Source organism: Hydrogenophaga sp. GW456-12-10-14-TSB4 (genome assembly GCF_059424305.1).
Map to the genome: position 1 here is coordinate 1 of NZ_JBWKZH010000042.1, position 24,007 is coordinate 24,007.

Consider the following 24,007-nt stretch of genomic DNA (forward strand, 5'->3'; position numbering starts at 1 on the left):
CGGGGGCGTCGGCGGGCGCCGAGGGCGGCGTGATCACGGGGGCGGCGGCCGCCGAGGACATGCCGAGCTTCTCGAGAATGTTGCTGAAAAATCCCATGGTGTTCTCTCCTGGTTCCGTTGAAAAAGGCGCGCCTGGGTGGTGGTGCACGCGCGCCTCACGAGCATAGGCCATAAATGGGGCATCGGCGTGACCGAACTCCGGCAGGAAAACCGCCAGGCCACCGGCCGAATCGTTCACCTGGTGCACCCCCGCGCGGTAGAGTGCGCGCAGGCCTTCGGCCTCGATCACCCGCCCCACCGCACCTTCACCCAGCACCCGGCCCTCGCGCATCAGCAAGGCGCGGTCGGCGCAGCGCAGGGCCTGGTTGGGGTCGTGCGTGGTGAACAGCACCGCCAGGCCTTCGTGCGCCAGGCGGCGGATGGCGCGCATCACCAGGCCCTGGTTGCCGAAGTCCAGGCTGGCGGTGGGTTCGTCGAGCAGCACGGCCTGCGGCTGCTGCGCCAGCGCGCGGGCGATCAGCACCAGCTGACGCTCGCCGCCGCTGACCTCGTTCACCGAGCGCTGCGCCAGGTGCGCGATGCCCAGGCGTTCGAGCGCCAGTTGCGCGACGGCGCGGTCTTTCGCGCCGGGCCGCGCGATCAGGCCCAGGTGCGCGGTGCGGCCCATCAGCACCATCTCCAGCGCGGTGAAACCGAAGGTGCTGGCCTGGCCCTGCGGCACATAGGCCACCACACGCGCGCGCTCAGCCAGCGGCCAGTCCGCGAGCGCGCGGCCCTGCAGGCGCACCGAACCCGCCAGCGCGGGCAGCAGGCCGAGCACGGTCTTGAGCAACGTCGTCTTGCCGCAGCCATTGGGGCCGAGCAGCGCGAGCACCTCACCGCCCTGCAGGTCGAGCGACAGGCCCTCGCCCACCACGCGGCCGGGGTAGCCCACGCTCAGGCCGTCGGCGCGCAGCAGGGCCGCCGTCATGTCCAGCCTCTGGAAGCGCGCCGCAGCAGGACGATGAAGAACGGCGAGCCGATCAGCGCGGTGAGGATGCCCAGCGGGATCTCCACCGGCGCCAGGGTGCGCGCCAGCGTGTCGATGAGCAGCAGCAGACCGCCACCAAGCACGGCCGAGGTGGGCAGCAGCCGCACGAACGAGGGCCCGACCAGAAAGCGCGCCAGGTGCGGCACGACCAGCCCGACCCAGCCCACGATGCCGGCGGCCGCCACGCTCGCGGCCGTGACCAGCGTGGCGGCGGCAACGATGAGCAGGCGCAGGCCGGTGGTGCGTGCGCCCAGCGAACGCGCCTCGTCCTCGGGCAGGGACATCACGTCCATGCGCCAGCGCAGCAGCAAGAGCACCACCGTGCCCACGGCCACCGGCACGATCAGCGAAGGCAGGTCGTCGGCGTGCGCGGCGGCGAGGCTGCCCAGCAGCCAGAAGGTCATGGCGGGCAGCTGGTTGTAGGGGTCGGCCAGCACCTTGACCAGACCGATGCCCGCGCCCAGCAGCGAGCCGATGACGATGCCCGCGAGCAGCAGCACCAGCACCGGGTCACCATGTCGCACGGTGGAGCCCACGCCGTACACCAGCGCCACCGCAAGCAGGCCGCCGGCGAACGCGGCCATCTGGATGCCGAACACGCCGAAGGAGAAGAAGATGCCCAGCACCGCACCGAGCGCCGCGCCCGCCGAGGCGCCCAGGATGTCGGGCGAGACCAGCGGGTTGCGGAACAGCCCCTGGAAGGCCGCGCCCGCCACCGCCAGCGCCGCCCCCACCGCGAGGGCGGCGAGCGCGCGCGGCCCGCGCACTTGCAGCACGATGGTCTGCACCTGCTCGTTGGGCGCGGGCGCGCCTTGCAGCAAGGCGGCCACCCATTGCACGAGATCGCCGAGCGGGATATCGATGCGGCCTTGCGTGAGCGCGAGCAGCAGGCCCGCGAGCAGCACCGCCCCCGCCCAGAGGCCGCCGCCCTTCATGCTCAGTCTCGCCCGGCCAGCACGCGCTGCACCTGCGCGGGCGTGAGCTCGACCTGGTAGAACAGCTGGTAGAACTCGCGCGTGAGCGTGGCCAGGTCTTCGGGGAACAGCGCGGGAAACACCTTGCTGCCCAGCCACCACAGGCCCGGCAGCCGGTTCACGCTCGGTGGGAAATCGATCCAGCCGAAGGGCAGCTTGGGCGAGAGGTGCACGCGCCCGTTCTTCACCGCGCTCACGCCGCGCCACAGCGGATTGCTGTGCACGGTCTGCGCAAACGTCTGGTCGATGGTGACGATCACCTCCGGGTCCCAGCCCAGCACCTGTTCGATCGACACCGTGGCCAGGCCACCTTGCAAGCCCGCCGCCACGTGGCGGATGCCCATGGCCTCGAACATTTCAACGTTGATCGAGCCCCCCAGGCCCGTCTCCAGCCCTTGCGGGCCCCGCGCGAAATAGACCCGGGGTTGGGCCGGCGCGCGTGCCACGCGTTCGCGCACCGCGCGCAGCGTGTCGGCGGTGTAGCGGGCCAGGCGCGCCGCGCGCTCGGTGCGCCCGGTCAGTTCGCCCAGCAGGGTGTAGCCCTGGGCCGTGGCGTCCAGCCGGCCATCGATCAGCGCGTAGGGAATGCCGGTCTGCGCCTGCACGCGGTCGGCCAGTTCGACGAAGGTCTGGCGCGTGGAGCCCGCGTCCACGATCAGGTCGGGCTTGCTGGCCAGCAATTGCTCCAGGTTGGTGGTGTTGCCACGCCCGGTGAGCCGCCCCACCTCGGGCCGGTTGCCGATGCCGGGCAGCAGGAACTCCAGCTCGGGGCCGCGGTTGGCGCGGGGCCAGCCCATGAGCGCGTCGGGCGCGAGTGTGTAGATCCAGATGGCCGCTGGCGGCCCGGCCGGAAAGATGCGCTGCACCTGCGCCGGCACGCTGACGCGCCGGTTCGCCCCGTCGACCACGCTGCGCGTGGCCTGCGCCCAGACTGGCAGGCAGGCACCCAGGCCGGCGGCGATCAGCAGATCACGCCGGCGCGGGGCGGGGCCATCAGGGATTCTCGAAGCCATGGCTGGCCAGTATCTGCTGAACCGGCTCGGACAGCAGCGCGCTCAACCACGCGTGGGCCTGCGGCGGGGCGTCGTCGCGGCAGCTGACCCCATAGTCGGCCCCCACGTGCAGGGCCTCGGGCAAGGCCACGACCTGGAGCGAAGGGCATTCGGCCTGCGCGGCGATGGCGTTGGTGCGGTAGGTCAGGAACACGTCGGCGCGCCCCTCCTGCATCACCCAGGCGTAGGTGCTGCGGCCATCGGGGGCCTTGGGCGAATCGGGCGCGCCCGTGAGCTGCAAGGCCTTGGCTTCCAGTCGCGCGCGGGCACCGTCGCGCACGGCATCGGCCTGCGCGAACAGCGTCCAGGCGTAGTCACCCGAGGGGTCGCAAAGCGGGGTGGAAGTGCCCACACGCACGGCGGGGTCGAGCAAGGTGTCCAGCAGTTCGGCCGGGCTGGTGTGGACCGACGGTGCCACCAGCGCGCACAGGCTGTTGCGGGTGAACACGACCGGGGCGGTCCAGCCACCCTGCTCGGCCAGGCGCTGCGGCTGCCGCAGGTCGGCCGAGGCGAACACCTGGGCCGGCTCGCCGCGCTCGATGCGCTCGCGCAAGAGACCGGCGGCGCCGAAGGTCAGTGCCACCGCACCGCCCTGCGCGCGCGCCACCTCGCTGAGCGCCTCGCGCAGACTGCCCGCCGCATACACCTGCACGGGCGGGTCGCCGTTCACTTCGCGGCGTTCGGGAAGAACAATTGCTCGCCGCCGATCTTGTAGCTGGCGATGGCCGCCTGACCGGCCGGGCCAGTGACCCAGTCGACAAACTTCTGGCCTTCGGCCGTCTTCACCTGCGGGTGCTTGGCCGCGCTCACCAGCATCACGCCGTACTGGTTGAACAGGCGCTTGTCGCCCTCCACCAGCACCGCGAGGTCGGCGCGGTTCTTGAAGTTGAGCCAGGTGCCGCGGTCGGACAGCACGTAGCCACCGCTGCTGGCGCCGATGTTGAGCGCCGGGCCCATGCCACAGCCACACTCCTTGTAGCCCGTACCCTTGTTGGCATCGGTGTCGGTCATCTTCCAGAAGCGCAGCTCGGCCGCGTGCGTGCCGCTCTTGTCGCCGCGCGAGATGAATTCGGCGTTGGCGGTGGCAACCTTCTTCAGGGCGGCCACGATGTCGTCGCCCTTCGTCTTGGCGGGGTCGGCCTTGGGGCCGATCAGCACGAAGTCGTTGTACATGACCTCCTGGCGCTTGGCGGAGAAACCGTCGGCGACGAACTTCTCTTCGGCCACCTTGTCGTGCACGAACAGCACATCGGCATCGCCCCGGCGCGCCATGTCGATCGCCTGCCCGGTGCCAAGTGCGACCACCTTCACGTCGATGCCGCTGGCCTTCTTGAATTCGGGCAGCAGGAACGAGAACAGCCCCGACTGCTCGGTGGAGGTGGTGGACGCCACCACGATGCTCTGGGCGAGCGCACCGGCGCTGGCCAGCAGGCCGGCGGTGCCCAGAACGGCGGTGAGGGTCAGGCGGCGGAAGGTATTCACAGGCTTTCTCCTTGGACAAACAAATGGGCCTGCGGGCACAGGGACCGCAGGAGATCGTGGTTGAAGAAATCGGCCACCGGCAGGTCCGCCAGCAGGCGGCCCTGTTCGAGGTAGACGACGCGGCTGGCCAGGCGCTTGACCTGGCCGAGGTTGTGGCTGCTGAAGACCAGCGTGGTGGGCCGGCCGGTGGGCTGGCCCACCACGTCGCGCTGGCCGGCGGCGGTGAACTCGGCGATCAGCGCCTCCACCTCGCGTTTGGCGTGCGGGTCCAGGCTGGCGGTGGGTTCGTCGAGCAGCCAGACGGCCGGGCGCAGCGCCCAGGCCCGCGCCAGCGCCAGGCGCTGCTGCTGGCCGCCCGAAAGTGCGCGCGCGTTGCGCTCGGCCAGGTGGCCCATCTCCACGCGCTCCAGCGCCTGCAGCGCCAGCGCGCGCGTCTGGCGCGCAGGCACGCCGTGCAGCCACAGGCCGAGCTGGATGTTGCGCCGCGCGCTCATGCGCAGCATGTGCGGGCGCTGGAACAGCATGGCCGCGCGCTGGCGCGCGGGCGTGTGCAGCTCGCCGGCACTGGGGCGCTGCAGGCCGTGCAGGGTGCGCAGCAGCGTGCTCTTGCCGCTGCCGTTGGCCCCGACCAGCGCCACGCGCTCGCCTTCCTCGATGCGCAGGAACACGTCCGTCAAGGCCTGCAGGCGCGCAGCCGGGCCCAGGTGCACCTGCACGCCTCGCAGCTCGAAACAGGGGGTGGGCACAACGGCCCGCTGCGCGGTCACGGGCAGCCCGCTCATGCCGACACCATGGCCGGTGCGGTGCGGGCCGCGCCGCCGTCGGCGCGCTCGCGCCAACGGCTCAGCAGCGAGACCAGGGCATTGAGCAACAGCACCACCAGCAGCAGCACCACGCCCAGGCCCAGCGCCAGCGGCAGGTCGCCCTTGCTGGTTTCGAGCGCGATGGCCGTGGTCATGACGCGCGTGAAGCCTTCGATGTTGCCGCCCACGATCATCACCGCGCCCACTTCCGACACAGCGCGACCGAAGGCGGTCAGCAGCACGGTGAGCAGCGCGTAGCGCTCGTCCCAGGCCAGCAGCAGGCTGCGCAGCGCAGCTCCGGCGCCCAGCGAGGACAGCTGCTCGCCATGGCTGCGGTCGGCGTCTTCCACCACCTGGCGCGTGAGCGCGGTCACCAGCGGCAGCACCAGCACCGTCTGCGCCAGCACCATGGCCTGGAAGCTGAACAGCCAGCCCAGGAAGCCCAGCGGCCCCGAGCGCGAGAGCAGCAGGTAGATCACCAGGCCCACCACCACCGAGGGGATCGCCAGGAAGGTGTTGAGCACGGTGAGCACCGCGCCCCGGCCGGGGAAGCGCGCGGCGGCGAGCCAGGCGCCCATCACCAGGCCCAGGCCGCAGGCCAGCAGGCAGGCGGTGGCGCTGACCGCCAGGGATCGCATCACCACCGTCCACAAACCCGGGTCGCCCGAAAGAACCAGCCGCAGCGCGGTGACCAGGCTGTCTGAAAACGTGTTCATATGTTCGGGCGAGCTTACGTGGGTGCTCCGGAATTGAGAGTACGTAATGACGCGATATGAAGAAGTGGACATAAGATCCGGCGCCCCGGGTGGCCACCCTGTTTCGGGCACACTCGGCGTCCATGCGCAAGATCGAGCTCTCGTACACGTTGACGCCGCCGACGCCGGAGCGCTCGCCCCACCCGGCGCTGCTGCGCAACCCCATGATGGACGTGCTGCACGCCCTGCGCACCAGTGGCTCGATCTCGGGCGCGGCGCGCGAGCTCGGCCTGTCGTACCGCCACGTGTGGGGCCAGCTGAAGGACTGGGAAGCCGGGCTGGGCCAGCAACTGATCTTCTGGGAACGCGGGCAGGCCGCGCGCCTCACGCCCTTCGGCGAGCGCCTGCTGATGGCCGAGCGGCTGGCCCAGGCGCGCCTGGGACCGCAGATGGAGAACCTGCGCGCCGAACTGGAGCGCGCGTTCGCCATGGCCTTCGAGGAAGGCCAGCACGCCAGCACGGGCGACGTGCTCACGCTCTACGCCAGCCACGACCACGCGCTGACCGAACTGCAGCAGCACGCCAGCACGGCCACCGAGGGCCGCCACGCCGCGCCGCCCCTGCACATGGACATCCGCTTCTGCGGCAGCGTGGACGCGATCCGCGCGCTCAACGAAGGTCGCTGCGAGCTGGCGGGCTTTCACACCCAGCCCTTCGCCGCCGCCGGCAGCCTGAGCGCACGCGCCTACCGGCCGCTGCTCAAGCCCGGCCTGCACAAGATCATCGGTTTCGCGCGCCGCTCGCAGGGCCTGATGGTGGCGCCGGGCAATCCGCTGCGCCTGGGCGACATCGGCGACGTCTCGCGTCTGCAGGCGCGCTTCGTGAACCGCGCCATCGGCACCGGCACGCGCCTGCTGCTCGACGAACTGCTGGCGCAGGCGACGCTGCTGCCCATGGACATCGTGGGTTACCACAACGTGGAGAGCTCGCACGCGGCCGTGGCGCAGGCGGTGGCCAGCGGCAGCGCGGACGTGGGCCTGGGCACCGAGTACGCAGCGCGCGCGCAAGGCCTGGGCTTTGTGCCGCTGACGGAAGAGCGTTATCTGCTGGTGTGCCTCAAGAGCGCGCTGGAGCAGCCCGCCCTGCAGCGCCTGCTGCAACGCCTGCGCAGCCGGGCGTGGCAGGAGCGCCTGAACGCCCTGCCCGGCTATGCCGCCGATCACTGCGGTGAAGTCGCCGCCATGAAGCGCCTTCTCCCGTGGTGGGACTGATCAGCGCGACGGCCAGTCGCGCATCACCTTGGCCGCATCGGGCTTGCTGAACTTGGGCGAGCCGGCCTTGCGCGCCGTGCCCAGCACCATCCAGCCCACCAGTTGCTCACCGGGTTCGCAGAACGCAGCCACCACCGGCGCGGCACGCACCTTGGCGCCCGAGAGCATCTTGCCGGCATAGCCCAGCGCGTGGGCGGCGTTCAGGAAGTTGGTGAGCGCACCGCCCACCGTCATCCACTGTTCGTGCAGCGTGGCCACCGGGTGGCCGGGGTCGATGCGGGCGATCACCGCCACCAGCAGCGGCGGGTCCAGCGCCCGGCGGCGGTCCAGCGCCGCATCGGCCGCGCTCTTGCCGGCCAGGACCGCGGCCTGCTCGAACAGGTCGGCGAGGCGCTCACGCGCCGCGCCCCGGATGGCCACGAAGCGGAATGGCACCAGGCCGGCGTGGTCGGGCGCCCGAAGCGCGGCCTCGGTCATGCGGTGCAGTTCGTCCAGGGACGGCCCGGGTTCTTCGAGATGCTTGGCACCCACCGAAAAACGGTCCATCAGACCCGCGAGCAGTGCCTCCGAAAGCATGGATGACGCCCTACTGCGGCAGACGGCGCGCGATCTCCGCCACCAGCTGGCGCGCCAGCACCAGCTTGGAGGCGCGCGGCAATTCCTTCATGCCGCGCTCGTCGACCAGCAGCAGCGCGTTGTCGTCCTGGCCAAAGGTGGCCGGGCCGATGTTGCCCACCAGCAGCGGCACGCCCTTGCGTTTGCGCTTGGCCTGGGCGTGCTCTTCCAGATCGTGGCTTTCGGCGGCGAAGCCGACGCAGTAGAGCGCGCCGCTCTTCGCGCGCGGCGAGGCGGCAATGCCGGCCAGGATGTCCGGGTTCTCCACGAACGACAGCGTGGGCACCTCGCCCGAACCGTCCTTCTTGATCTTGTGTTCCGCCGATTGGGCGGGGCGCCAGTCAGCCACCGCCGCGGCGGACACGAACACCGTGGCGCCGGGGACCAGCAGGTCCAGGCTTTTCTGCATGTTGAGCGCCGACTTCACGTTCACCCGCCCCACGCCGCGCGGCGTGGGCAGCGCCACCGGGCCGGCCACCAGGGTCACCTGGGCGCCCGCCTCGTGGGCCGCCCGGGCGATGGCGAAGCCCATCTTGCCGCTGGAGAGGTTGGTCAGGCCGCGCACGGGGTCGATGGCCTCGAAGGTCGGGCCGGCGCTCACCAGCACATGCTGACCGGCCAGCGGCTTGGGCAGGAAGAAGCGCGCCAGGTCGTAAAGCAGTTCCTCGGGCTCCAGCATGCGGCCGTCGCCCGTTTCCCCGCAGGCCTGCTCACCCGCGCCCACGTCGAGCACGGTGGCGCCGTCGGCGCGCAGTTGCTTGACATTGCGCTGGGTCGCCGGGTGCGCCCACATCTCGCGGTTCATGGCGGGCGCCAGGATCAGCGGCACGCGCTCGATCGGCCGCGCCAGGCACATCAGACTGAGCAGGTCGTCGGCCTGGCCATGGACCAGCTTGGCCATGAAATCGGCGCTGGCCGGTGCCACCATGATCGCGTCGGCCTCGCGGCTGAGGTTGATGTGGGCCATGTTGTTGCCCGGGCGCGCGTCCCACTGGGAGGTGAACACCGGCCGGCCCGAGAGCGCCTGCATCGTCACCGCCGTGGCGAACTGCTCGGCCGCCTCGGTCATGACGACCTGCACCGTCGCGCCTTCCTTGACCAGGGCCCGGCAGAGTTCGGCCGCCTTGTAACAGGCGATGCCCCCGGAGAGGCCCAGCACGATGTGTTTTCCGGCGAGATCGTTCATGCGCGCAATGTAGCAGCTTGGGTTTGTCCCTATCGACCCTGCGCCGGCCCGGGAAAGGAGCGGCCTTTATAATCGCCATTTCCACCTCCTGCGAGCAACCGGCTCGCCCGAGACATGACCAAATTTGTGTTCGTCACCGGCGGTGTGGTGTCCTCCCTGGGCAAGGGCATTGCCTCCGCATCACTGGCCGCTCTCCTCGAGTCCCGCGGCCTCAAAGTCACCCTCATCAAGCTCGACCCGTACATCAACGTGGATCCGGGCACCATGTCCCCCTTCCAGCACGGCGAGGTTTTCGTCACCGACGACGGCGCCGAGACCGACCTGGACCTGGGCCACTATGAGCGTTTCATCGAAACGCGCATGAAGAAGACCAACAACTTCACCACCGGCAAGATCTACCAGTCGGTGCTGGAGAAGGAACGCCGGGGCGACTACCTTGGCAAGACGGTGCAGGTGATCCCGCACGTCACCAACGAGATCCAGGAGTTCATCCAGCGCGGTGCCGGCATCGGCACGCCCGATGCGGTGGACGTGGCCATCGTCGAGATCGGCGGCACCGTGGGCGACATCGAGTCCCTGCCCTTCCTGGAAGCCGTGCGCCAGATGAGCCTGCGCCTGGGCCCGAACAGCTCGGCCTTCGTCCACCTGTCCTACCTGCCCTGGATCGCCGCCGCCGGCGAGCTCAAGACCAAGCCCACGCAGCACACCGCCAAGGAACTGCGCGCCATCGGCATCCAGGCCGACGTGCTGCTCTGCCGCGCCGACCGCCGCATTCCCGAGGAAGAACGCGCCAAGATCAGCCTGTTCAGCAACGTGCCCGAGTGGGGTGTGATCTCCATGTGGGACGTGGACACCATCTACAAGGTGCCGCGCATGCTGCACGAGCAGGGCCTGGACGGCCTGATCTGCGACAAGCTGCGCATCAACACGCCGCCGGCCCAGCTCAAGCGCTGGGACGACCTGGTGTTCGAGGTCGAGCACCCGAAGAACACGGTGAAGATCGCCATGGTCGGCAAGTACGTGGACCTGTCGGACAGCTACAAGTCGCTCAACGAGGCGCTGCGCCACGCCGGCATGAAGAACCACGCCAAGGCGCAGATCGAGTACATCGATTCGGAAACCATCACCCCCGCCAACGTCACCAAGACGCTGGGGGCGTTCGACGCCATCCTGGTGCCCGGCGGCTTCGGCAAGCGCGGTGTCGAGGGCAAGATCTGCGCGGCGCGCTACGCCCGCGAGAACAAGGTGCCCTACCTCGGCATCTGCCTGGGCATGCAGGTCGCGACGATCGAGTACGCGCGCCACGTGGCCGGCCTGAAGGACGCCAACAGCACGGAATTCGAGCCCGACAGCCCGCACCCGGTGATCGCCCTGATCACCGAGTGGAAGGACGCCGACGGCAGCATCCAGCAGCGCAGCGCCACGTCCGACCTGGGCGGCACCATGCGCCTGGGCGCGCAGAGCTCCGACGTCGCCAAGGACACGCTGGCGCACAGCATCTACGGCGACGTGGTCACTGAGCGCCACCGCCACCGCTACGAAGCCAACGTGAACTACCTCGACCAGCTGCGCTCGGCCGGGCTGGTGATCTCGGCCCTCACGCAGCGCGAGCAGCTCACCGAGATCGTCGAGCTGCCGCAGAAGGTGCACCCCTGGTACGTCGGCGTGCAGTTCCACCCCGAGTTCAAGTCCACCCCGTGGGATGGCCACCCGCTGTTCAACGCCTACGTGAAGGCCGCCCTGGCCCACCAGAGCCAGGCGACCGGCAAAACCCCGGTCACCGCCTGAGCGGCCCCACGGAGAGGCATGCCATGAAACTCTGCGACTTCGACATCGGCCTGGACCGGCCCTTCTTCCTGATCGCGGGCCCCTGCGTGATCGAGTCCGAGCAGTTGCAGATGGACGTGGCCGGCCAGCTCAAGGAAATCACGGGCAGCCTGGGCGTGCCCTTCATCTTCAAGAGCAGCTTCGACAAGGCCAACCGCAGCAGCGGCACCAGCTACCGTGGCCCGGGCCGCGACAAGGGCCTGGAGATCCTGGCCAAGGTCAAGCGCGAGCTCGGCGTGCCGGTGCTCACCGACGTGCACAGCGAGGACGACATCACCGACGCGGCAAAGGTCTGCGACGTGCTGCAGACCCCGGCCTTCCTGTGCCGCCAGACCGATTTCATCCGCGCCGTCGCCCAGAGCGGCAAGCCTGTGAACATCAAGAAGGGCCAGTTCCTCGCGCCGCACGACATGAAGAACGTGATCGACAAGGCGCGCGCGGCCGCGAAGGAAGCCGGCCTGGACGAAGACCGCTTCATGGCCTGCGAGCGTGGCGCGAGCTTCGGCTACAACAACCTCGTCTCCGACATGCGCGGCCTGGCCATCATGCGCGAGACCGGTGCGCCGGTGGTGTTCGACGCCACGCACAGCGTGCAGCTGCCCGGCGGGCAGGGCACCAGCAGCGGCGGCCAGCGCGAGATGGTGCCGGTGCTGGCGCGCGCGGCGGTCGCAGTGGGCGTGGCCGGCCTGTTCATGGAAACCCATCCCGACCCGGCCAAGGCCCTGAGCGACGGGCCCAATGCGGTGCCGCTCAAGCACATGAAGGCGCTGCTGGAAACCCTGCTCGCGCTCGACACCGTGACCAAGAAGAACGGCTTCCTCGAAGACCGTTTCAACGCCTGATCTTCCATTTCTGTTTTTGTATCTGACCCAAAGGTAGTGAATCCATGAGTGCAATCGTTGACATCGTTGGCCGTGAAGTGCTGGACAGCCGCGGCAACCCCACCGTCGAATGCGACGTGCTGCTGGAAAGCGGCGTGATGGGCCGCGCGGCCGTGCCCTCGGGCGCCTCCACCGGTTCGCGCGAAGCCATCGAGCTGCGCGACGGTGACAAGAGCCGCTACCTCGGCAAGGGCGTGCTCAAGGCGGTGGAGAACATCAACACCGAGATCAGCGAAGCCGTGCTGGGCCTGGACGCCTCCGAACAGGCTTTCCTGGACAAGACCCTGATCGACCTCGACGGCACCGACAACAAGGGCCGCCTGGGCGCCAACGCCATGCTGGCCGTCTCGATGGCCGTGGCCCGTGCCGCCGCCGAAGAAGCCGGCCTGCCGCTGTACCGCTACTTCGGCGGCATGAGCGCGGTGCAGATGCCCGTGCCGATGATGAACATCATCAACGGCGGCGCGCACGCCAACAACTCGCTCGACCTGCAGGAACTGATGATCATCCCCGTGGGTGCACCGAGCTTCCGCGAGGCCCTGCGCTGGGGCGCCGAGGTGTTCCATGCCCTCAAGGCCATCCTGCACGACAAGCACATCAGCACCGCCGTGGGCGACGAAGGCGGCTTTGCCCCGTCGGTCGAGAACCACGAAGCCGCGCTGCAGCTGATCCTGCAGGCGATCGATAAGGCCGGCTACACCGCCGGCGACCAGATCGCTCTGGGCCTGGACTGCGCGGCCAGCGAGTTCTACAAGGACGGCAAGTACGTGCTCGAAGGCGAAGGCGGCATCGCCCTCACCGCCGAGCAATGGACCGACATGCTGGCCGCCTGGTGCGACAAGTACCCCATCATCAGCATCGAAGACGGCATGGCCGAAGGCGACTGGGACGGCTGGAAAGTGCTGACCGACCGCCTGGCGAGCAAGGTGCAACTGGTGGGCGACGATCTGTTCGTCACCAACACCAAGATCCTGAAGGAAGGGATCGACAAGGGCATCGCCAACTCGATCCTGATCAAGATCAACCAGATCGGCACGCTGACCGAGACCTTCGCCGCGATCGAGATGGCCAAGCGCGCCGGCTACACCGCCGTGATCAGCCACCGCTCGGGCGAAACCGAAGACAGCACCATCGCCGACATCGCCGTGGGCACCAACGCCGGCCAGATCAAGACCGGCTCGCTCTCGCGCTCGGACCGCATGGCCAAGTACAACCAGCTGCTGCGCATCGAGGAAGACCTGGGTGACGTGGCCGTGTACCCCGGCCGCGACGCCTTCTACAACCTGAAGTAAGCTTCGGCTTCATGGCCCGTCGCTTCATCCCCGCCCTGCTGATCGCGCTGCTCATCATCGTGCACGCGCAGCTCTGGTTCGGGCGGGGCAGCGTGACCCAGGTGGCGAGCATGAAGCAGCACCTGGCCGCGCAGGAGCAGACCAACCGCGAGGCGCAGTCGCGCAACGACCAGCTGCTCAGCGAAGTGCGCGACCTGCAGGAGGGCCTGGACATGGTTGAGGAACTCGCCCGCCAGGAGCTGGGCATGGTCAAGCCCAACGAAATCTTCGTGCAAATAGCTCAGAACAAACGCTGATCGATGGCGATCTGCGTCGCGCTGCTCGGCGGCGAATCCAGCGGCAAGTCCACGCTGGCCACCGCGCTCCAGCAGTACCTCACTGAAAACCACGGCCTGCACGCCGTCTGCGTGCCCGAGCACCTGCGCGCCTGGTGCGAGACCCGGGACCGCGCCCCGCACGCCCATGAGCAGGCCACCATCGCCGACGAGCAGACGCGGCTCATCGACCGCGCCAGGCGGACACCCGGTGTGGACGTGGTGATCGCCGACACCACGGCCCTGATGGTCGCGGCCTACAGCGCGCTCTACTTCCAGGACACCGCCCTGCTCGCGCCTTCGCTCGCCGCGCAGCAGACCTGCGAGCTCACCCTGCTCATGGGCCTGGACCTGCCCTGGACGCCCGACGGCCTGTTCCGCGACGGCCCAGCCGTGCGCGACGCCACCGACAACCTGCTGCGCCGCGAGCTGCAGGGTGCGGGCATCGCCTTCCAGACGGTGTACGGGCAAGGCGATGCGCGCCTGCGGCAGGCCCTGCGCGCCGTCGGCACGGCACTGGGCCGCCCGCTGATCGCGGAAGATCCCACGCTCGCCAACGGCCTGCGGCCCTGGTCGTGCGACAACTGCAGCGACCCCGACTGCGAGCACCGGCTGTTCACCGGGCTGCTGTCGCGCCCCTGAGGCTCAGTGCTTCTGGTCGCTGGCCGGCGCCTGCTGCGCCGGCTGCAAGAAGACTTGAGCAGCGTCCACCGGGTCGAAGCGGTACTGGGCACCGCAGAACTCGCAGCCCACCTCCACCTGGCCCTGCTCGGCCAGGATGGACTCGACCTCGTCGCGCCCCAGGCTGCGCAGCATGCTGCCCACGCGCTCGCGCGAGCAGGTGCAGGCAAAGCGCGGCCCCTGCTCGCCAGTGAGCGGCTCGAAGCGGCGCAGGTCCTCTTCCCAGAACAGGCGGTGCAGGATGGTGTCGGCATCCAGCCCCAGCAGCTCCTCGCGCTTGAGGCTGGCCGCCAGGATCGCGATGCGGTTGTAGTCCTCGTTCACACCGATCTGGTCTTCGTCGCGCGCGCCCGACTGGCCCGCGAGGTTGTCCACCCCCTGCAGCGGCAGACGCTGGATCAGCAGACCGGCGGCCATCTTGTCGTCGGCCGCGAGCACCAGGCGCGTGTCGAGCTGCTCGCTCTGCAGCATGTAGTGCTCGATCACCTCGCTGAGCTTTTCCAGCTTCTCGCGCTTGTCGCCGAACAGCGGCACCACGCCCTGGTAGGGCTGCTGGCCCGGCAGGCGGTCCTTGGGGTCGAGCGTGATGGCACAGCGGCCCTGATTGGTGGCGTTGACCATGTGCGAGAGCGGCGCATCGGCCGCCACCTCGCCCACCACGGTGGCGGTGGCGCGCAGGCTCAGGTCGGGCTGCACCTCGGCCACGGCGAGCTTCACCGGCCCGTCGCCCATGATCTGCATGATGAGCGCGCCGTTGAACTTGATGTTCGCCTGCATCAGCGTGGCCGCCGCCGTCATTTCGCCCAGCAACTCCGTGACCGCCGCCGGGTAGCCCCCGGCATCGCGGTGGCGTTGCAGGATCTCCTGCCATGCGTCGGTGAGGCGCACGAGCATGCCGCGCACCGGCAGGCCTTCAAAGACGAATTTGTGGAGTTCGGACACGCAAAGCTTTCAGGGTCAGGTCAAAAAAATCGAAGGAGGTCAGATCGGGGTCAGGCGATCTTTTTCAAGCCCTGGCGGTAACGCGCGGCGTTCTCGATGTAATGCCCGGCGCTGCGGCGCAGGCCTTCGATCTGCTCCGGGGTGAGCGTCTTCACCACCTTCGCCGGGCTGCCGATGATCATGCTGCCGTCCGGGAACTCCTTGCCTTCCGTGACCAGCGAGCCGGCGCCCACCAGGCAATTCTTGCCGATCTTGGCGCCGTTGAGCACCGTGGCACCGATGCCGATGAGCGACTCGTCGCCGATGGTGCAGCCGTGCAGCACCACCTGGTGGCCCACGGTCACGTTCTTGCCCACCGTCATGGGGAAGCCCACGTCGGCGTGCATCACGCTGCCGTCCTGGATGTTGCTGCCCTCACCCACCGTGATGGTCTCGGTGTCGCCCCGGAGCACCGCCCCGAACCAGACGCTGCTGTGCTCGGCCAGCACCACGTTGCCGACCACCTGTGCGTTGTCGGCCACCCAGGCCGAGTCGGCCATGCGGGGTGCGACGCCATCGAGTTCGTAAATCGCCATGGGGGGAAGTCTCCGTTCTTGAAACCTAGAATTGTAGGGATGCAAGCCCCCGTGTCCCTGTCACCGCCGTCCCCGGTCAACCTGCGCGCGCAAGCCCTGAGCGCGCTGTGCATCGCCGACCCCGGCCTCAAGGTGGCGACCACCCACGCGCTGTTCGATGCCTGGCAGGCCGGCCAGACCGTGCTGGACACCGCCGAACCCCTCACGCCCGACCCCGGCGCCACCCTGCCCGGGCGGCCCGAACAGCCGGTGCTGCTGCCACCCGTGGAAGTCCCCCAGCGCTCGCCCTTCACTGCGCCGGGCCTGGCCATGCTGCTGCACGCCGTGACACACATCGAGTTCAACGCGATCAACCTCGCGCTCGACGCGGTGTGGCGCTTCCCCGGCATGCCCGCCGACTTCTACACCGACTGGCTGCGCGTGGCGCACGAAGAGGCGATCCATTTCAGCCTGCTGCAGGCCCACCTGCAGAGCCTGGGGCACGGCTACGGCGACTTCGCGGCCCACGGCAGCCTGTGGGAGATGTGCGTGCGGACCCAGGGCGATGTGACGGCCCGCATGGCGCTGGTGCCCCGCACCCTCGAAGCCCGGGGCCTGGACGCCACCCCGCCCATGCAGGCGCGCCTGCGCAAGGTGGGCACGCCCGCCGCGCTGCGGGCGGTCGAGATCCTGGACGTGATCCTGCGCGACGAGATCGGCCACGTGGCGGTGGGCAACCGCTGGTACGGCTGGTTGTGCGCACAGCAGGGCATCGAGCCCCTGAGCCACTACCGCCGCCTGGCGCGCGAGCACTCGGCGCCGCGACTGAAACCACCCTTCAACGACGCTGCGAGGCTGGCGGCCGGCTTCAGCCAGCCGGAGCTGGACGCGCTGCTCGGCCCCTGAAAGCCGCTCAGGAGAGGCGGAAGTCGTCCCGCAGGGCCGTGCGCCGGTGCGTCACCGGCAAAGGCGCGCGGCCCAGCAGCCGCGGCAGCGCGTTGGGCACCGGCATGTTGTCGCGCTGCAGCAGGATCCAGTGGCCATAGCTGAACGGGCTGAAGCGGAACACGTCGCACAGGTGCGCGCCCGCGCGGCTCACCCAGTCCGGCAGCAAGACCTGCAGCGCCGGCTTCACCGGCTGCTCGGCGTGCTCCACGCCGCGCAACACCTGCAGGTAGTGCCGGTAGGCGAACAGGCGCTCGCCGCCCAGGTTGGCCTCGCGCTGGTGAGCCAGCGTGGGCAGGCGCGCCAGCACCGCAAAGGCCTCGCCCAGGTCGGTCGCCTGCAGGGCGGCGATGCGGCCGGTGGCGCCGCGCGGCACGAAATGCACCGGCCAGCTCGCCAGCATGCGCAGCCAGCTGGCGCCGAAACCGCCCAGGCCGTCGATCAGCGAGGGGCGCACGATGCAATGGTCTGCGCCACTGGCCTGGATGGCCTGCTCCCCTCGCAGCTTGCTCGACAGGAAGCGGCTCTTCGCCCCTTCGTGCAGACCCAGCGCGGAGGTGTGGATCAGGCGCACGCCCGAGGCCGCGCACGCGGCGGCCAGCGCCCTGGGCATGAGGTGGTGCACATCCTCGTAGCGCTCGCCCACCCGCTGGCGCAGGATGCCCACGCAGTTGACGACGACGTCCACGCCCTGCAGGTGCTCGTGCCAGGCGCCGGGCTCGCGCAGCGTGTGCAACTGCAGGTGCTTCCAGGTGAGCCGCGCCGGCTCGCCGGCGCCCTCGGCAGGGGCCGCGCGGCGCACCCCCACCACCGCCATGCCCTGGGCGAGCAAGGCCCGCACCACATGGCGGCCGATGAAGCCATTGGCGCCCAGCACCAGGACACGCGGGGGTGCGCCCGGCGCTACCGCAGGATCGGCGCTGGTGGTGCGCCCTTGCTCCAGAAACATGCGATTCACTCCCTGCCAGCGCCGGTGGGCCGGTGGTGCGGCGGATTCTACGGGGCGATCCCGGATAATTCGGGATGACTTCCGCACCCTCGACCGCCTTCAGCGCCCTGCCGCTCTCCCCCGCCACGCTCGCCAACCTGGAGCAGCTGGGCTACACGGCCATGACGCCCATCCAGGCCGCCGCCCTGCCGCCCGCCCTGCTCGGCAAAGACCTCATCGCCCAGGCCAAGACCGGCAGCGGCAAGACCGCCGCCTTCGCCCTCACCCTGCTGGCCAACCTCAACCCGCGCCGCTTCGCGGTGCAGACCCTGGTGCTGTGCCCCACGCGCGAGCTGGCCGACCAGGTGACCACCGAGATCCGCCGCCTCGCGCGCGCCGAAGACAACATCAAGGTCGTCACGCTCTGCGGCGGCGTGCCGCTGCGCGGGCAACTCGCCACGCTGGAGCACGGCGCCCACATCGTGGTCGGCACGCCCGGCCGCATCATGGACCACCTGGAGCGCGGCAGCCTGCAACTGGACGCGCTCAACACCCTGGTGCTGGACGAAGCCGACCGAATGCTCGACATGGGCTTCTTCGACGACATCGTGACCGTCGCCAAGCAATGCCCCAAGGCGCGCCAGACCCTGCTGTTTTCCGCCACCTACCCCGAAGGCATCGCCAAGCTCAGCGCGCAGTTCATGCGCGAGCCGCTCACCGTGAAGGTGGAGGCCCAGCACGCGGGCGCGCAGATCGAGCAGCGCTGGTACGAGGTGACGGAGAACGAACGGCTCGATGCGGTGGGCAAGCTGCTCTTCCACTTCCGCCCGGCCAGCACGCTCGCCTTCTGCAACACCAAGGCCCAGTGCCGCGACCTCGTGGCCGTGCTGCAGGCCCAGGGCATCAGCGCGCTGGCGCTGTTCGGCGAGCTGGAGCAGCGCGAGCGCGACCAGGTGCTGGTGCGCTTCGCCAACCGCAGCTGCTCCGTGCTGGTCGCCACCGACGTGGCCGCGCGCGGGCTGGACATCGCCAGCCTCGCGGCCGTGATCAACGTGGACGTGACGCCCGACCCCGAAGTGCACATCCACCGCATCGGCCGCACCGGCCGCGCCGGTGAAAGCGGCCTGGCGCTCAACCTCGCCAGCCTCGACGAGATGGGCAGCGTCGGCAAGATCGAACACCTGCAAGGCCGCGAATCTTCATGGCACCCGCTGAGCGAACTGCAGCCCGCCAGCAAGGACCCGCTGGTCGCGCCCATGGTGACGCTGCACATCCAGGGCGGCCGCAAGGAAAAGATCCGCCCCGGCGACGTGCTGGGCGCGCTCACCGCCGACCTCGGCTACACCCGCGAACAGGTGGGCAAGATCAACGTGAACGAGTGGTCCACCTACGTCGCGGTGGACCGCGACATCGCCCAGCAAGCCGCGAGCCGGCTCAACGCCGGGCGCATCAAGGGCAAGAGTGTGAAGGTGCGCGTGCTGGAGGACTGACACAGCGTCAGGCCGAGCGCAGAGAAGAGCCGTGCCGTGATCGGCATGGGCGCGAAATCGTCATGCTGCGTGCGGGCCGGCCATTGGGCGTCCCCATTCAACCTTTGCCGCGCTCAGCTAGGATGACGGCATTCGGCCAGAAGCGGACATCCGCCGATCCACCCCGCAAGGTTTCATCATGCAAGCATTGAGAGTCGTCGGCCTTCTGATTGCAGCCTTTGTTGGCAGCTTCGCGTATTGGCGACTCGGCTACAACCTGGGTCTTCCCGTGCTGCTGCTGGTTTTGAGCTTGGCAGTAGTTGGCAAGGGAAATCGCGTGTTGTGGCTTGCCATCTTCCCAGCTTTGAGCTGCGTGATTGCAGCCCTTGCCTACGCACTTATTAGGTCGCTCCCAGATAGCCCTGAGCTTCCGAAGCTGCTTGCCTTCTTTGTGCTGGCGACAGTTGTACCGGCTGTAGTTCTCTGGTCAGCCGTGAAGTTCAAGGCCATGCGAAAAAGTCGCGCTGTCGCAGCGCCTGAAACCGCGTAAGTAGACGTCCGCTTCGGGCCCGTTTCGAGCTTCGTCTAGGATGACACCCATCGGCCAGGAGTGGACATTCCGCAACTAGAGCGGGAGACCGAGATGCACCCACATTCCATCGACCTAGTTGCCGAGGCGGCTCACAAACTCCAAGGCCTTCCGTGCTGGGGTGTTATCGCCGGTCCAGGCACTGGATCGCATGTTTCCCTGCTGCTGGGCATGAGGATTCCGCGATCACGGCCCATTGCGAACAAACATCTCTCGGAAGATGTCAGGTGGAACGACCCAGAGTTTTCTTTGTTCGTGCAGCTCGCACCTTGGGAGGTGTTGCGAGGTGACACGATGTTGTGCAACTCAGACTCATCCAACCTCCCTGGCGACCAAATGCTCAACGGTCTCAAAGCCTTGATAGGGGAAAAGATTCTGAAAACCGATCTCTCTGAAGACTTCGCGCTGGTCATCAGATGCACGAGCGCCATCCAGCTGAAGATCTATCACCATCCAGAATCTGCCGGTGAAAACTACTCGATCTTCTCCCCTGGCTGCGACGCGGCGAATGCCTGAGTCACATGTCAGAACTGGCCAACGTGACCGACTGCAAGCCTCTATGACCAAGATTTATCTGTACGGTGGCGAGGCGACGTACGCCGGGCATTGCGATTTTGAGTGGCAGGCGCCAAGGCTCGGCGCCAGACACAAGCTCATCCTCTTCCTTGCGCAAGACGAAGACGAATCACGCGAGGACATGGCAACCTCAGAACTCGCCCGATTCGGATTTACCGATTTCGACATCAGCGCAGGGCGACCGATACAAGTTGAGTCGCTCAACAACCCAGGCATGCATGCGTTTAGACGCCACTACGAGGGTGCGCTTGACGAAGGGTGTTCGCTTGTTTGGTATCCATAGTCACGTGAACCGCTAAGCAACATTCGGCCTGAAGTGGATGTTCGATGGACGCAGTTCTTTACCTCGGCTTGGCGCTCATTGCGATCAGCGTTTTCATGCGGTGGTGGCGCGTCAGTGTTCCGCTGTGCACCGCGACTTTGCTGTCGTGGGCAGTTGACGCCTACACGCCTTTGCACACGGTTTGGTTCACCTATCCGTGCATGGTTGCCGGGCTCGTTGGAGGTCTTTTTTGGCACCGATTTGCGAAACGCCGTTCGGCTGCGATTCCACACAGCGCTTAGGCCCTCCGCATTCGTAGCACATGTCCGCTATGGGCCCCCGCGCCCAGCTACCATGTCGAGCATCGGCCAGAAGCGAACATTGGTGCGGGCTTCAAACCTATGTTGGTACGACGGACATGAGCGAGGACAAAATGGCTTCTGTATTTGCCACTATGCAGGTGGTCGCATTCCTGTTCACGACTGGCGGCACGGTCGCCGTCAGTGCGGAGGATGTACCTTCAGGCGTGGGGTTCGTCGTCGCCAATTCCGAAGACGGGGTGTCTCAGTTGGCAACGAAGTTGGGCGCGCTTTTGGATAGAACCCGCTCGCAACTCTTGTGCGTGGGGGTAGCTCCTGGCGCAAAGCTCGAGGGGGCTATCGCCGAGGAGCTGACGAATATGCCAGTGCGCCGCTTCTTGCTGGCTCAGCCAAAGCTCGAGCTCATTGCCAAGACCAAGAATCTTGACCCTAACGCAGTCGAGATTGTCATTCTTGCGTGCAGGGACATGTTTCCCAAAGCCTAGTGCTTCGCCACGCATGTCCGCTTAGGGCCCATAGCGGACCTCTTTCTAGCCAAGCCGGACGCTTCAAACGCCGCCGGTGAAGTGGAAGAAGTAGAACGGAAAAACGGCTAGCGAACTCAGCGCAACGTCTACAGCGCCGACGCGCCATGACGGCCGACGAAGCGCAACAAGCCAAGCACCTAACACTGCCAGCAGCACTGCACCGGGAAAGAGCAAGTAGTACCGAATCTGTGCGGCGTTCGGATAGCCAGGAATATCGTTGGTGCTGACCCCATGAATGCCTGCCGCCCCAATTGCTAGCACCAATAGCCAAATGATAGATGCGACAACAGTGCATAAATGTGCATTCTTCATCTCGCCCCTTTCATATCCGCTTTTGGCCGCTAGCGCCACTGAATCCGATACACCAGCATTTCTGGTGGGCTGGCCATGCCTCCCTGAAGACAGTGCAGATTGCCACGCAGTTTTCCGAGAACAGTGACCGTCTTCCCTTGTCCCTCCATCGCTGCTTGCGCGAGCCATGCACCGTTGGCGCGGCTTACGAGCCATATGCTCAAAGGCCCAGAGTCCTTGCTAGGTAGGTCCTCAACGCGTTCTGGCTCTTGTATTTGACTTAGAGTGACCTTGCTTGACCTTAAAGTCAGAACCCCCTCTACCGCGATGTTCTGCCCTGAAAGCGTCGCTAGGTCATTGAGCGTTAAATTCACGGAGCGCACAGTTACTGCTGGGTCAGTCCAATCGGGTCTCAGGCCCAGCGCAAACTCTTTTCGCACTATGTCCAAGGATGGCTGATGTCCTTGGTCGGCTTCGATTTCGCCTACACATCCCCAACAGTCGCCCCCACAGTTCGACGACAGGGCGTCGCTCGCTTGCTCTAGTAAGCGTCCGCAGATTGTGCAGTTCATATTCACGACGCTGAGTTCTCTCCAACGACTGCTTCTGGCCGATAGGTGACATGGTAGCCAAGTCTGCGCGATGCCGGAAGCCGCGCTGGGGCGACGTTAGAAACGTCAGCGGTCCTTCGCGGGCAGTAGATGCAGGCTCGCTCTTCCAACGCTCCAGAAGACAAGCATCAACTGCGCCACACAAAGGCAATAGGAAAGCACGAGCAGAAAAATCAGCGACCCGATAGGCCGAGAATTTGCATCTACGATTGGCGGTGGAGTCGAAAAGTTGAACCGAACTTCCGAGACGGGGAAATGCAGGTAGTGCCAAGCAAGGCCGGAGTAAATCCTTAGTGAGTCTGGCGCAGGAATGGCAGAGAACTCCATGCCCAAGTTGAACGCGATCCAGAACAGGTCAGCACACAGGAGGGCAAGCAGGACTCTATGAAACGTCGAAACTCGATCCATAGGCTTTGACGTTTTTTGCTCACCAATGGCATTCATGCTCAATGTCCGCTTCTGGCCGATAGTGGAACCATAACCGGACAGTTGAGAAGTCAGTTGCAGGCTTCGGCACTGACTCGCTTCGTCATCTTGTGCCGGAAGGCCAGGATGCAAAGCTGCACGCCGGCATATAGGCCAAGCCCCTGCGACAGTAAAACAAGACGATCCAAGTCAAGTGCCCCTATCGTGACGAAGCCGTGAATCAAGTCGCCAATTCCAGAGGCAATGAAGTACCAACTGGCCAGATGGAAAAACTGGAGTGGCTCTCCGAGAAGAAAAGGGTTGATGGACCAAGCGGGTCGTCGCCAATATGGCGCAGACCGCTTGTTAAAGGTTTGGACGCCAATCACGAATAGCAGGCCTAGCGCACCGAAGACGAAACCTGTTCCAAGCATGGGCCACGACGAATCACCCGCCGGAACTGTGTTACTTCCAAAAACCGAGGCTGCGACAAACCCGGCCGAGACGATCGCTACACGAACAAGACGCCATAGATTCGTGATGCGGCCTGACACCCCAGTCCATTCTTCTTGCTTCACGTCTACCCTCCGTATCGATGACCGGCTTGAATGTCCGCTTCTGGCCGATGGGTGCCATCGTAGCCGGCGCCTAGCGCTCCGGTACTCGTGATCGGTCTGCGGCTGGCAGGTTTAAGTGCCCTCACCGGACACGGTGAAGAGCTTGGCGGGCGACTCATCAAGGGCCCGCGCCAGCCGATAAATGTTGAACAAACTCAGGTTTTTAAGGCCGCGTTCAATCTGGCTCACGTAGGTAACGTGCATCTCGGCCCGGTCGGCAAGCTCTTCTTGCGTCAAATGGTGCTTGTTGCGCAACACGCGTACGGCCGCGCCGAATTCCGTTTGCACTTCAGTCTGGTTTTTGAGCTTGGTGGCTGTCTTTCGCATACCAGAAAGTCTTGACCGCCTAGATTCATGAGTCCATAGACGTTGAATCCATATATGGATAAACTTCAGGTAGATTTATTGATCTATTACTCAAGCACGAAATGGTCACCAGGAAGAAGCGATCGACGCAGGTTTCAGAAGGAGCGAACCTCTGCCCACGCCCCATGCGCGATCTGCTTCGTCAGTTGCCCTGCCTTCACACGGACGGGCAAGGCAACGTCGACTACGCCAACTCGGACCAGGCCATCGTCGCCGCGACGGGGCAGAACGCGGCATGCATGGCCAGTGCGCTGCACATGGGCATGAGTGCCATCGGCCATCTGCTGGCCACGTCCGCACCGCAGATCGATGACGGCTCGGTGGGGTCGGATGCCATCGAGGCCCTGGGCTGGCTGATGGCCGAGCTGGGTGATCTGGGCGCGGAGCTGGCGGTGATGGCCATTCGGTGCCGCGCGCGCGACCGGGCGCCCTGAACGCGCTCTGAGTCCCCCGATCGGCATCACGAATCGTGATGCCCCCATGCCGTTTCGACCCTGACCGG

Annotated in this window: 29 protein-coding genes; 13 read left to right on the forward strand and 16 right to left on the reverse strand. The window is 66.9% G+C overall.

Features of this window, described 5'->3' with window-relative positions; genetic code table 11:
- The 7 genes from AC07ZS_RS19275 to AC07ZS_RS19305 form a co-directional block, all read right to left on the reverse strand.
- Nucleotides 1-970: ABC transporter ATP-binding protein (locus AC07ZS_RS19275; RefSeq protein WP_494800140.1), on the reverse strand; the 970-nt coding region annotated here is incomplete at its 3' end.
- Entirely contained in the window at nucleotides 967-1,965 is a 999-nt protein-coding gene (locus AC07ZS_RS19280; protein WP_494800141.1) for a FecCD family ABC transporter permease, read from the reverse strand. The genes AC07ZS_RS19280 and AC07ZS_RS19275, both read right to left, overlap by 4 nt.
- Nucleotides 1,966-1,967: 2 nt before the next feature.
- The gene (locus AC07ZS_RS19285) at nucleotides 1,968-3,017 is read right to left on the reverse strand and encodes an iron ABC transporter substrate-binding protein (RefSeq protein WP_494800142.1); all 1,050 of its coding nucleotides are present in this window, start codon (nucleotides 3,015-3,017) and stop codon (nucleotides 1,968-1,970) included.
- Nucleotides 2,998-3,726 (reverse strand): molybdate ABC transporter substrate-binding protein, encoded by a 729-nt coding sequence (locus AC07ZS_RS19290; RefSeq protein WP_494800143.1) that lies wholly within the window; start codon nucleotides 3,724-3,726, stop codon nucleotides 2,998-3,000. Before AC07ZS_RS19290 ends, AC07ZS_RS19285 begins: the two co-directional genes overlap by 20 nt.
- On the reverse strand, nucleotides 3,723-4,520 hold the full coding sequence (locus AC07ZS_RS19295) for an ABC transporter substrate-binding protein (RefSeq protein WP_494800201.1): 798 nt from the start codon (nucleotides 4,518-4,520) through the stop codon (nucleotides 3,723-3,725). Before AC07ZS_RS19295 ends, AC07ZS_RS19290 begins: the two co-directional genes overlap by 4 nt.
- A gap of 14 nt (nucleotides 4,521-4,534) precedes the next feature.
- Entirely contained in the window at nucleotides 4,535-5,320 is a 786-nt protein-coding gene (locus AC07ZS_RS19300; protein WP_494800144.1) for an ATP-binding cassette domain-containing protein, read from the reverse strand.
- Nucleotides 5,317-6,057: an ABC transporter permease gene (locus tag AC07ZS_RS19305; RefSeq protein ID WP_494800145.1), complete on the reverse strand. Its 741-nt coding sequence runs from the start codon at nucleotides 6,055-6,057 to the stop codon at nucleotides 5,317-5,319. The genes AC07ZS_RS19300 and AC07ZS_RS19305 overlap by 4 nt, the downstream gene beginning before the upstream one ends.
- A 122-nt stretch (nucleotides 6,058-6,179) precedes the next feature.
- Here AC07ZS_RS19305 and AC07ZS_RS19310 point away from each other — a divergent pair, with 122 nt between their 5' ends.
- Nucleotides 6,180-7,307 (forward strand): substrate-binding domain-containing protein, encoded by a 1,128-nt coding sequence (locus tag AC07ZS_RS19310; protein WP_494800146.1) that lies wholly within the window; start codon nucleotides 6,180-6,182, stop codon nucleotides 7,305-7,307.
- Here AC07ZS_RS19310 and AC07ZS_RS19315 read toward each other — a convergent pair whose 3' ends face one another.
- Both AC07ZS_RS19315 and coaBC read right to left on the reverse strand, forming a co-directional pair.
- Entirely contained in the window at nucleotides 7,308-7,883 is a 576-nt protein-coding gene (locus AC07ZS_RS19315; protein ID WP_494800147.1) for a nitroreductase family protein, read from the reverse strand.
- Nucleotides 7,884-7,893: 10 nt separating this feature from the next.
- Nucleotides 7,894-9,108: a bifunctional phosphopantothenoylcysteine decarboxylase/phosphopantothenate--cysteine ligase CoaBC gene (coaBC, locus tag AC07ZS_RS19320; RefSeq protein WP_494800148.1), complete on the reverse strand. Its 1,215-nt coding sequence runs from the start codon at nucleotides 9,106-9,108 to the stop codon at nucleotides 7,894-7,896.
- 114 nt (nucleotides 9,109-9,222) lie between these two features.
- On the opposite strand from coaBC, the gene pyrG reads away from it, so the two are divergent.
- From pyrG to AC07ZS_RS19345, 5 genes are read left to right on the forward strand one after another with little or no spacing between them, the layout of a single operon-like run.
- Nucleotides 9,223-10,896, forward strand: a complete 1,674-nt coding sequence (gene pyrG / locus AC07ZS_RS19325) for a CTP synthase (RefSeq protein ID WP_494800149.1) — start codon at nucleotides 9,223-9,225, stop codon at nucleotides 10,894-10,896.
- Between the two features lie 23 nt (nucleotides 10,897-10,919).
- Nucleotides 10,920-11,777 (forward strand): 3-deoxy-8-phosphooctulonate synthase, encoded by an 858-nt coding sequence (kdsA, locus tag AC07ZS_RS19330; protein WP_494800150.1) that lies wholly within the window; start codon nucleotides 10,920-10,922, stop codon nucleotides 11,775-11,777.
- 44 nt (nucleotides 11,778-11,821) lie between these two features.
- On the forward strand, nucleotides 11,822-13,108 hold the full coding sequence (gene eno, locus AC07ZS_RS19335) for a phosphopyruvate hydratase (RefSeq protein WP_494800151.1): 1,287 nt from the start codon (nucleotides 11,822-11,824) through the stop codon (nucleotides 13,106-13,108).
- Nucleotides 13,109-13,119: 11 nt separating this feature from the next.
- On the forward strand, nucleotides 13,120-13,404 hold the full coding sequence (locus tag AC07ZS_RS19340) for a septum formation initiator family protein (protein WP_494800152.1): 285 nt from the start codon (nucleotides 13,120-13,122) through the stop codon (nucleotides 13,402-13,404).
- Between the two features lie 3 nt (nucleotides 13,405-13,407).
- Nucleotides 13,408-14,064, forward strand: a complete 657-nt coding sequence (locus AC07ZS_RS19345; protein WP_494800153.1) for an AAA family ATPase — start codon at nucleotides 13,408-13,410, stop codon at nucleotides 14,062-14,064.
- A gap of 3 nt (nucleotides 14,065-14,067) precedes the next feature.
- Here AC07ZS_RS19345 and hslO read toward each other — a convergent pair whose 3' ends face one another.
- Nucleotides 14,068-15,045, reverse strand: a complete 978-nt coding sequence (gene hslO / locus AC07ZS_RS19350; RefSeq protein WP_494800154.1) for an Hsp33 family molecular chaperone HslO — start codon at nucleotides 15,043-15,045, stop codon at nucleotides 14,068-14,070.
- 50 nt (nucleotides 15,046-15,095) lie between these two features.
- Nucleotides 15,096-15,620: a gamma carbonic anhydrase family protein gene (locus AC07ZS_RS19355; RefSeq protein ID WP_494800155.1), complete on the reverse strand. Its 525-nt coding sequence runs from the start codon at nucleotides 15,618-15,620 to the stop codon at nucleotides 15,096-15,098.
- A gap of 39 nt (nucleotides 15,621-15,659) precedes the next feature.
- Here AC07ZS_RS19355 and AC07ZS_RS19360 point away from each other — a divergent pair, with 39 nt between their 5' ends.
- Complete coding sequence (locus AC07ZS_RS19360) at nucleotides 15,660-16,505, forward strand: ferritin-like domain-containing protein (RefSeq protein WP_494800156.1); 846 nt, start codon at nucleotides 15,660-15,662, stop codon at nucleotides 16,503-16,505.
- Between the two features lie 7 nt (nucleotides 16,506-16,512).
- Here AC07ZS_RS19360 and AC07ZS_RS19365 read toward each other — a convergent pair whose 3' ends face one another.
- Entirely contained in the window at nucleotides 16,513-17,493 is a 981-nt protein-coding gene (locus AC07ZS_RS19365) for an NAD-dependent epimerase/dehydratase family protein (protein WP_494800157.1), read from the reverse strand.
- A 74-nt stretch (nucleotides 17,494-17,567) separates the two neighbouring features.
- Here AC07ZS_RS19365 and dbpA point away from each other — a divergent pair, with 74 nt between their 5' ends.
- The 5 genes from dbpA to AC07ZS_RS19390 all read left to right on the forward strand — a co-directional run bounded on the left by dbpA (nucleotide 17,568) and on the right by AC07ZS_RS19390 (nucleotide 21,173).
- Nucleotides 17,568-18,962 (forward strand): ATP-dependent RNA helicase DbpA, encoded by a 1,395-nt coding sequence (gene dbpA / locus AC07ZS_RS19370; RefSeq protein ID WP_494800158.1) that lies wholly within the window; start codon nucleotides 17,568-17,570, stop codon nucleotides 18,960-18,962.
- A 178-nt stretch (nucleotides 18,963-19,140) separates the two neighbouring features.
- Nucleotides 19,141-19,491 (forward strand): hypothetical protein, encoded by a 351-nt coding sequence (locus AC07ZS_RS19375; RefSeq protein ID WP_494800159.1) that lies wholly within the window; start codon nucleotides 19,141-19,143, stop codon nucleotides 19,489-19,491.
- A 93-nt stretch (nucleotides 19,492-19,584) separates the two neighbouring features.
- Nucleotides 19,585-20,046 carry a hypothetical protein gene (locus AC07ZS_RS19380; RefSeq protein ID WP_494800160.1) on the forward strand — a complete coding sequence of 154 codons (462 nt, stop codon included), beginning with the start codon at nucleotides 19,585-19,587 and terminating at the stop codon, nucleotides 20,044-20,046.
- Between the two features lie 43 nt (nucleotides 20,047-20,089).
- Complete coding sequence (locus AC07ZS_RS19385; RefSeq protein ID WP_494800161.1) at nucleotides 20,090-20,389, forward strand: hypothetical protein; 300 nt, start codon at nucleotides 20,090-20,092, stop codon at nucleotides 20,387-20,389.
- A gap of 397 nt (nucleotides 20,390-20,786) precedes the next feature.
- The gene (locus AC07ZS_RS19390) at nucleotides 20,787-21,173 is read left to right on the forward strand and encodes a hypothetical protein (RefSeq protein WP_494800162.1); all 387 of its coding nucleotides are present in this window, start codon (nucleotides 20,787-20,789) and stop codon (nucleotides 21,171-21,173) included.
- 63 nt (nucleotides 21,174-21,236) lie between these two features.
- Here AC07ZS_RS19390 and AC07ZS_RS19395 read toward each other — a convergent pair whose 3' ends face one another.
- The 4 genes from AC07ZS_RS19395 to AC07ZS_RS19410 form a co-directional block, all read right to left on the reverse strand.
- Nucleotides 21,237-21,527 (reverse strand): hypothetical protein, encoded by a 291-nt coding sequence (locus AC07ZS_RS19395; RefSeq protein WP_494800163.1) that lies wholly within the window; start codon nucleotides 21,525-21,527, stop codon nucleotides 21,237-21,239.
- Between the two features lie 656 nt (nucleotides 21,528-22,183).
- Complete coding sequence (locus AC07ZS_RS19400; protein ID WP_494800164.1) at nucleotides 22,184-22,561, reverse strand: hypothetical protein; 378 nt, start codon at nucleotides 22,559-22,561, stop codon at nucleotides 22,184-22,186.
- Between the two features lie 53 nt (nucleotides 22,562-22,614).
- Nucleotides 22,615-23,100, reverse strand: coding sequence for a hypothetical protein (locus AC07ZS_RS19405; protein WP_494800165.1), 486 nt, complete (start codon nucleotides 23,098-23,100; stop codon nucleotides 22,615-22,617).
- Between the two features lie 111 nt (nucleotides 23,101-23,211).
- Complete coding sequence (locus tag AC07ZS_RS19410) at nucleotides 23,212-23,466, reverse strand: helix-turn-helix domain-containing protein (RefSeq protein ID WP_494800166.1); 255 nt, start codon at nucleotides 23,464-23,466, stop codon at nucleotides 23,212-23,214.
- Nucleotides 23,467-23,630: 164 nt separating this feature from the next.
- Between AC07ZS_RS19410 and AC07ZS_RS19415 the strand changes: the two genes are divergently transcribed.
- Nucleotides 23,631-23,939: a hypothetical protein gene (locus tag AC07ZS_RS19415; RefSeq protein ID WP_494800167.1), complete on the forward strand. Its 309-nt coding sequence runs from the start codon at nucleotides 23,631-23,633 to the stop codon at nucleotides 23,937-23,939.
- Nucleotides 23,940-24,007 lie beyond the last annotated feature (68 nt).

What these genes read in the sequence shown, in the direction of transcription:
- AC07ZS_RS19280 (WP_494800141.1), bottom strand. Translation starts at nt 1,965, where the DNA reads ATGAAGGGCGGCGGCCTCTGGGCGGGGGCGGTGCTGCTCGCGGGCCTG.
- AC07ZS_RS19285 (WP_494800142.1), bottom strand. Translation starts at nt 3,017, where the DNA reads ATGGCTTCGAGAATCCCTGATGGCCCCGCCCCGCGCCGGCGTGATCTG.
- AC07ZS_RS19300 (WP_494800144.1), bottom strand. Translation starts at nt 5,320, where the DNA reads ATGAGCGGGCTGCCCGTGACCGCGCAGCGGGCCGTTGTGCCCACCCCC.
- AC07ZS_RS19305 (WP_494800145.1), bottom strand. Translation starts at nt 6,057, where the DNA reads ATGAACACGTTTTCAGACAGCCTGGTCACCGCGCTGCGGCTGGTTCTT.
- AC07ZS_RS19310 (WP_494800146.1), top strand. Translation starts at nt 6,180, where the DNA reads ATGCGCAAGATCGAGCTCTCGTACACGTTGACGCCGCCGACGCCGGAG.
- AC07ZS_RS19315 (WP_494800147.1), bottom strand. Translation starts at nt 7,883, where the DNA reads ATGCTTTCGGAGGCACTGCTCGCGGGTCTGATGGACCGTTTTTCGGTG.
- coaBC (WP_494800148.1), bottom strand. Translation starts at nt 9,108, where the DNA reads ATGAACGATCTCGCCGGAAAACACATCGTGCTGGGCCTCTCCGGGGGC.
- pyrG (WP_494800149.1), top strand. Translation starts at nt 9,223, where the DNA reads ATGACCAAATTTGTGTTCGTCACCGGCGGTGTGGTGTCCTCCCTGGGC.
- kdsA (WP_494800150.1), top strand. Translation starts at nt 10,920, where the DNA reads ATGAAACTCTGCGACTTCGACATCGGCCTGGACCGGCCCTTCTTCCTG.
- eno (WP_494800151.1), top strand. Translation starts at nt 11,822, where the DNA reads ATGAGTGCAATCGTTGACATCGTTGGCCGTGAAGTGCTGGACAGCCGC.
- AC07ZS_RS19340 (WP_494800152.1), top strand. Translation starts at nt 13,120, where the DNA reads ATGGCCCGTCGCTTCATCCCCGCCCTGCTGATCGCGCTGCTCATCATC.
- AC07ZS_RS19345 (WP_494800153.1), top strand. Translation starts at nt 13,408, where the DNA reads ATGGCGATCTGCGTCGCGCTGCTCGGCGGCGAATCCAGCGGCAAGTCC.
- AC07ZS_RS19355 (WP_494800155.1), bottom strand. Translation starts at nt 15,620, where the DNA reads ATGGCGATTTACGAACTCGATGGCGTCGCACCCCGCATGGCCGACTCG.
- AC07ZS_RS19360 (WP_494800156.1), top strand. Translation starts at nt 15,660, where the DNA reads ATGCAAGCCCCCGTGTCCCTGTCACCGCCGTCCCCGGTCAACCTGCGC.
- AC07ZS_RS19365 (WP_494800157.1), bottom strand. Translation starts at nt 17,493, where the DNA reads ATGTTTCTGGAGCAAGGGCGCACCACCAGCGCCGATCCTGCGGTAGCG.
- dbpA (WP_494800158.1), top strand. Translation starts at nt 17,568, where the DNA reads ATGACTTCCGCACCCTCGACCGCCTTCAGCGCCCTGCCGCTCTCCCCC.
- AC07ZS_RS19375 (WP_494800159.1), top strand. Translation starts at nt 19,141, where the DNA reads ATGCAAGCATTGAGAGTCGTCGGCCTTCTGATTGCAGCCTTTGTTGGC.
- AC07ZS_RS19380 (WP_494800160.1), top strand. Translation starts at nt 19,585, where the DNA reads ATGCACCCACATTCCATCGACCTAGTTGCCGAGGCGGCTCACAAACTC.
- AC07ZS_RS19385 (WP_494800161.1), top strand. Translation starts at nt 20,090, where the DNA reads ATGACCAAGATTTATCTGTACGGTGGCGAGGCGACGTACGCCGGGCAT.
- AC07ZS_RS19390 (WP_494800162.1), top strand. Translation starts at nt 20,787, where the DNA reads ATGAGCGAGGACAAAATGGCTTCTGTATTTGCCACTATGCAGGTGGTC.
- AC07ZS_RS19395 (WP_494800163.1), bottom strand. Translation starts at nt 21,527, where the DNA reads ATGAAGAATGCACATTTATGCACTGTTGTCGCATCTATCATTTGGCTA.
- AC07ZS_RS19400 (WP_494800164.1), bottom strand. Translation starts at nt 22,561, where the DNA reads ATGAATGCCATTGGTGAGCAAAAAACGTCAAAGCCTATGGATCGAGTT.
- AC07ZS_RS19410 (WP_494800166.1), bottom strand. Translation starts at nt 23,466, where the DNA reads ATGCGAAAGACAGCCACCAAGCTCAAAAACCAGACTGAAGTGCAAACG.
- AC07ZS_RS19415 (WP_494800167.1), top strand. Translation starts at nt 23,631, where the DNA reads ATGCGCGATCTGCTTCGTCAGTTGCCCTGCCTTCACACGGACGGGCAA.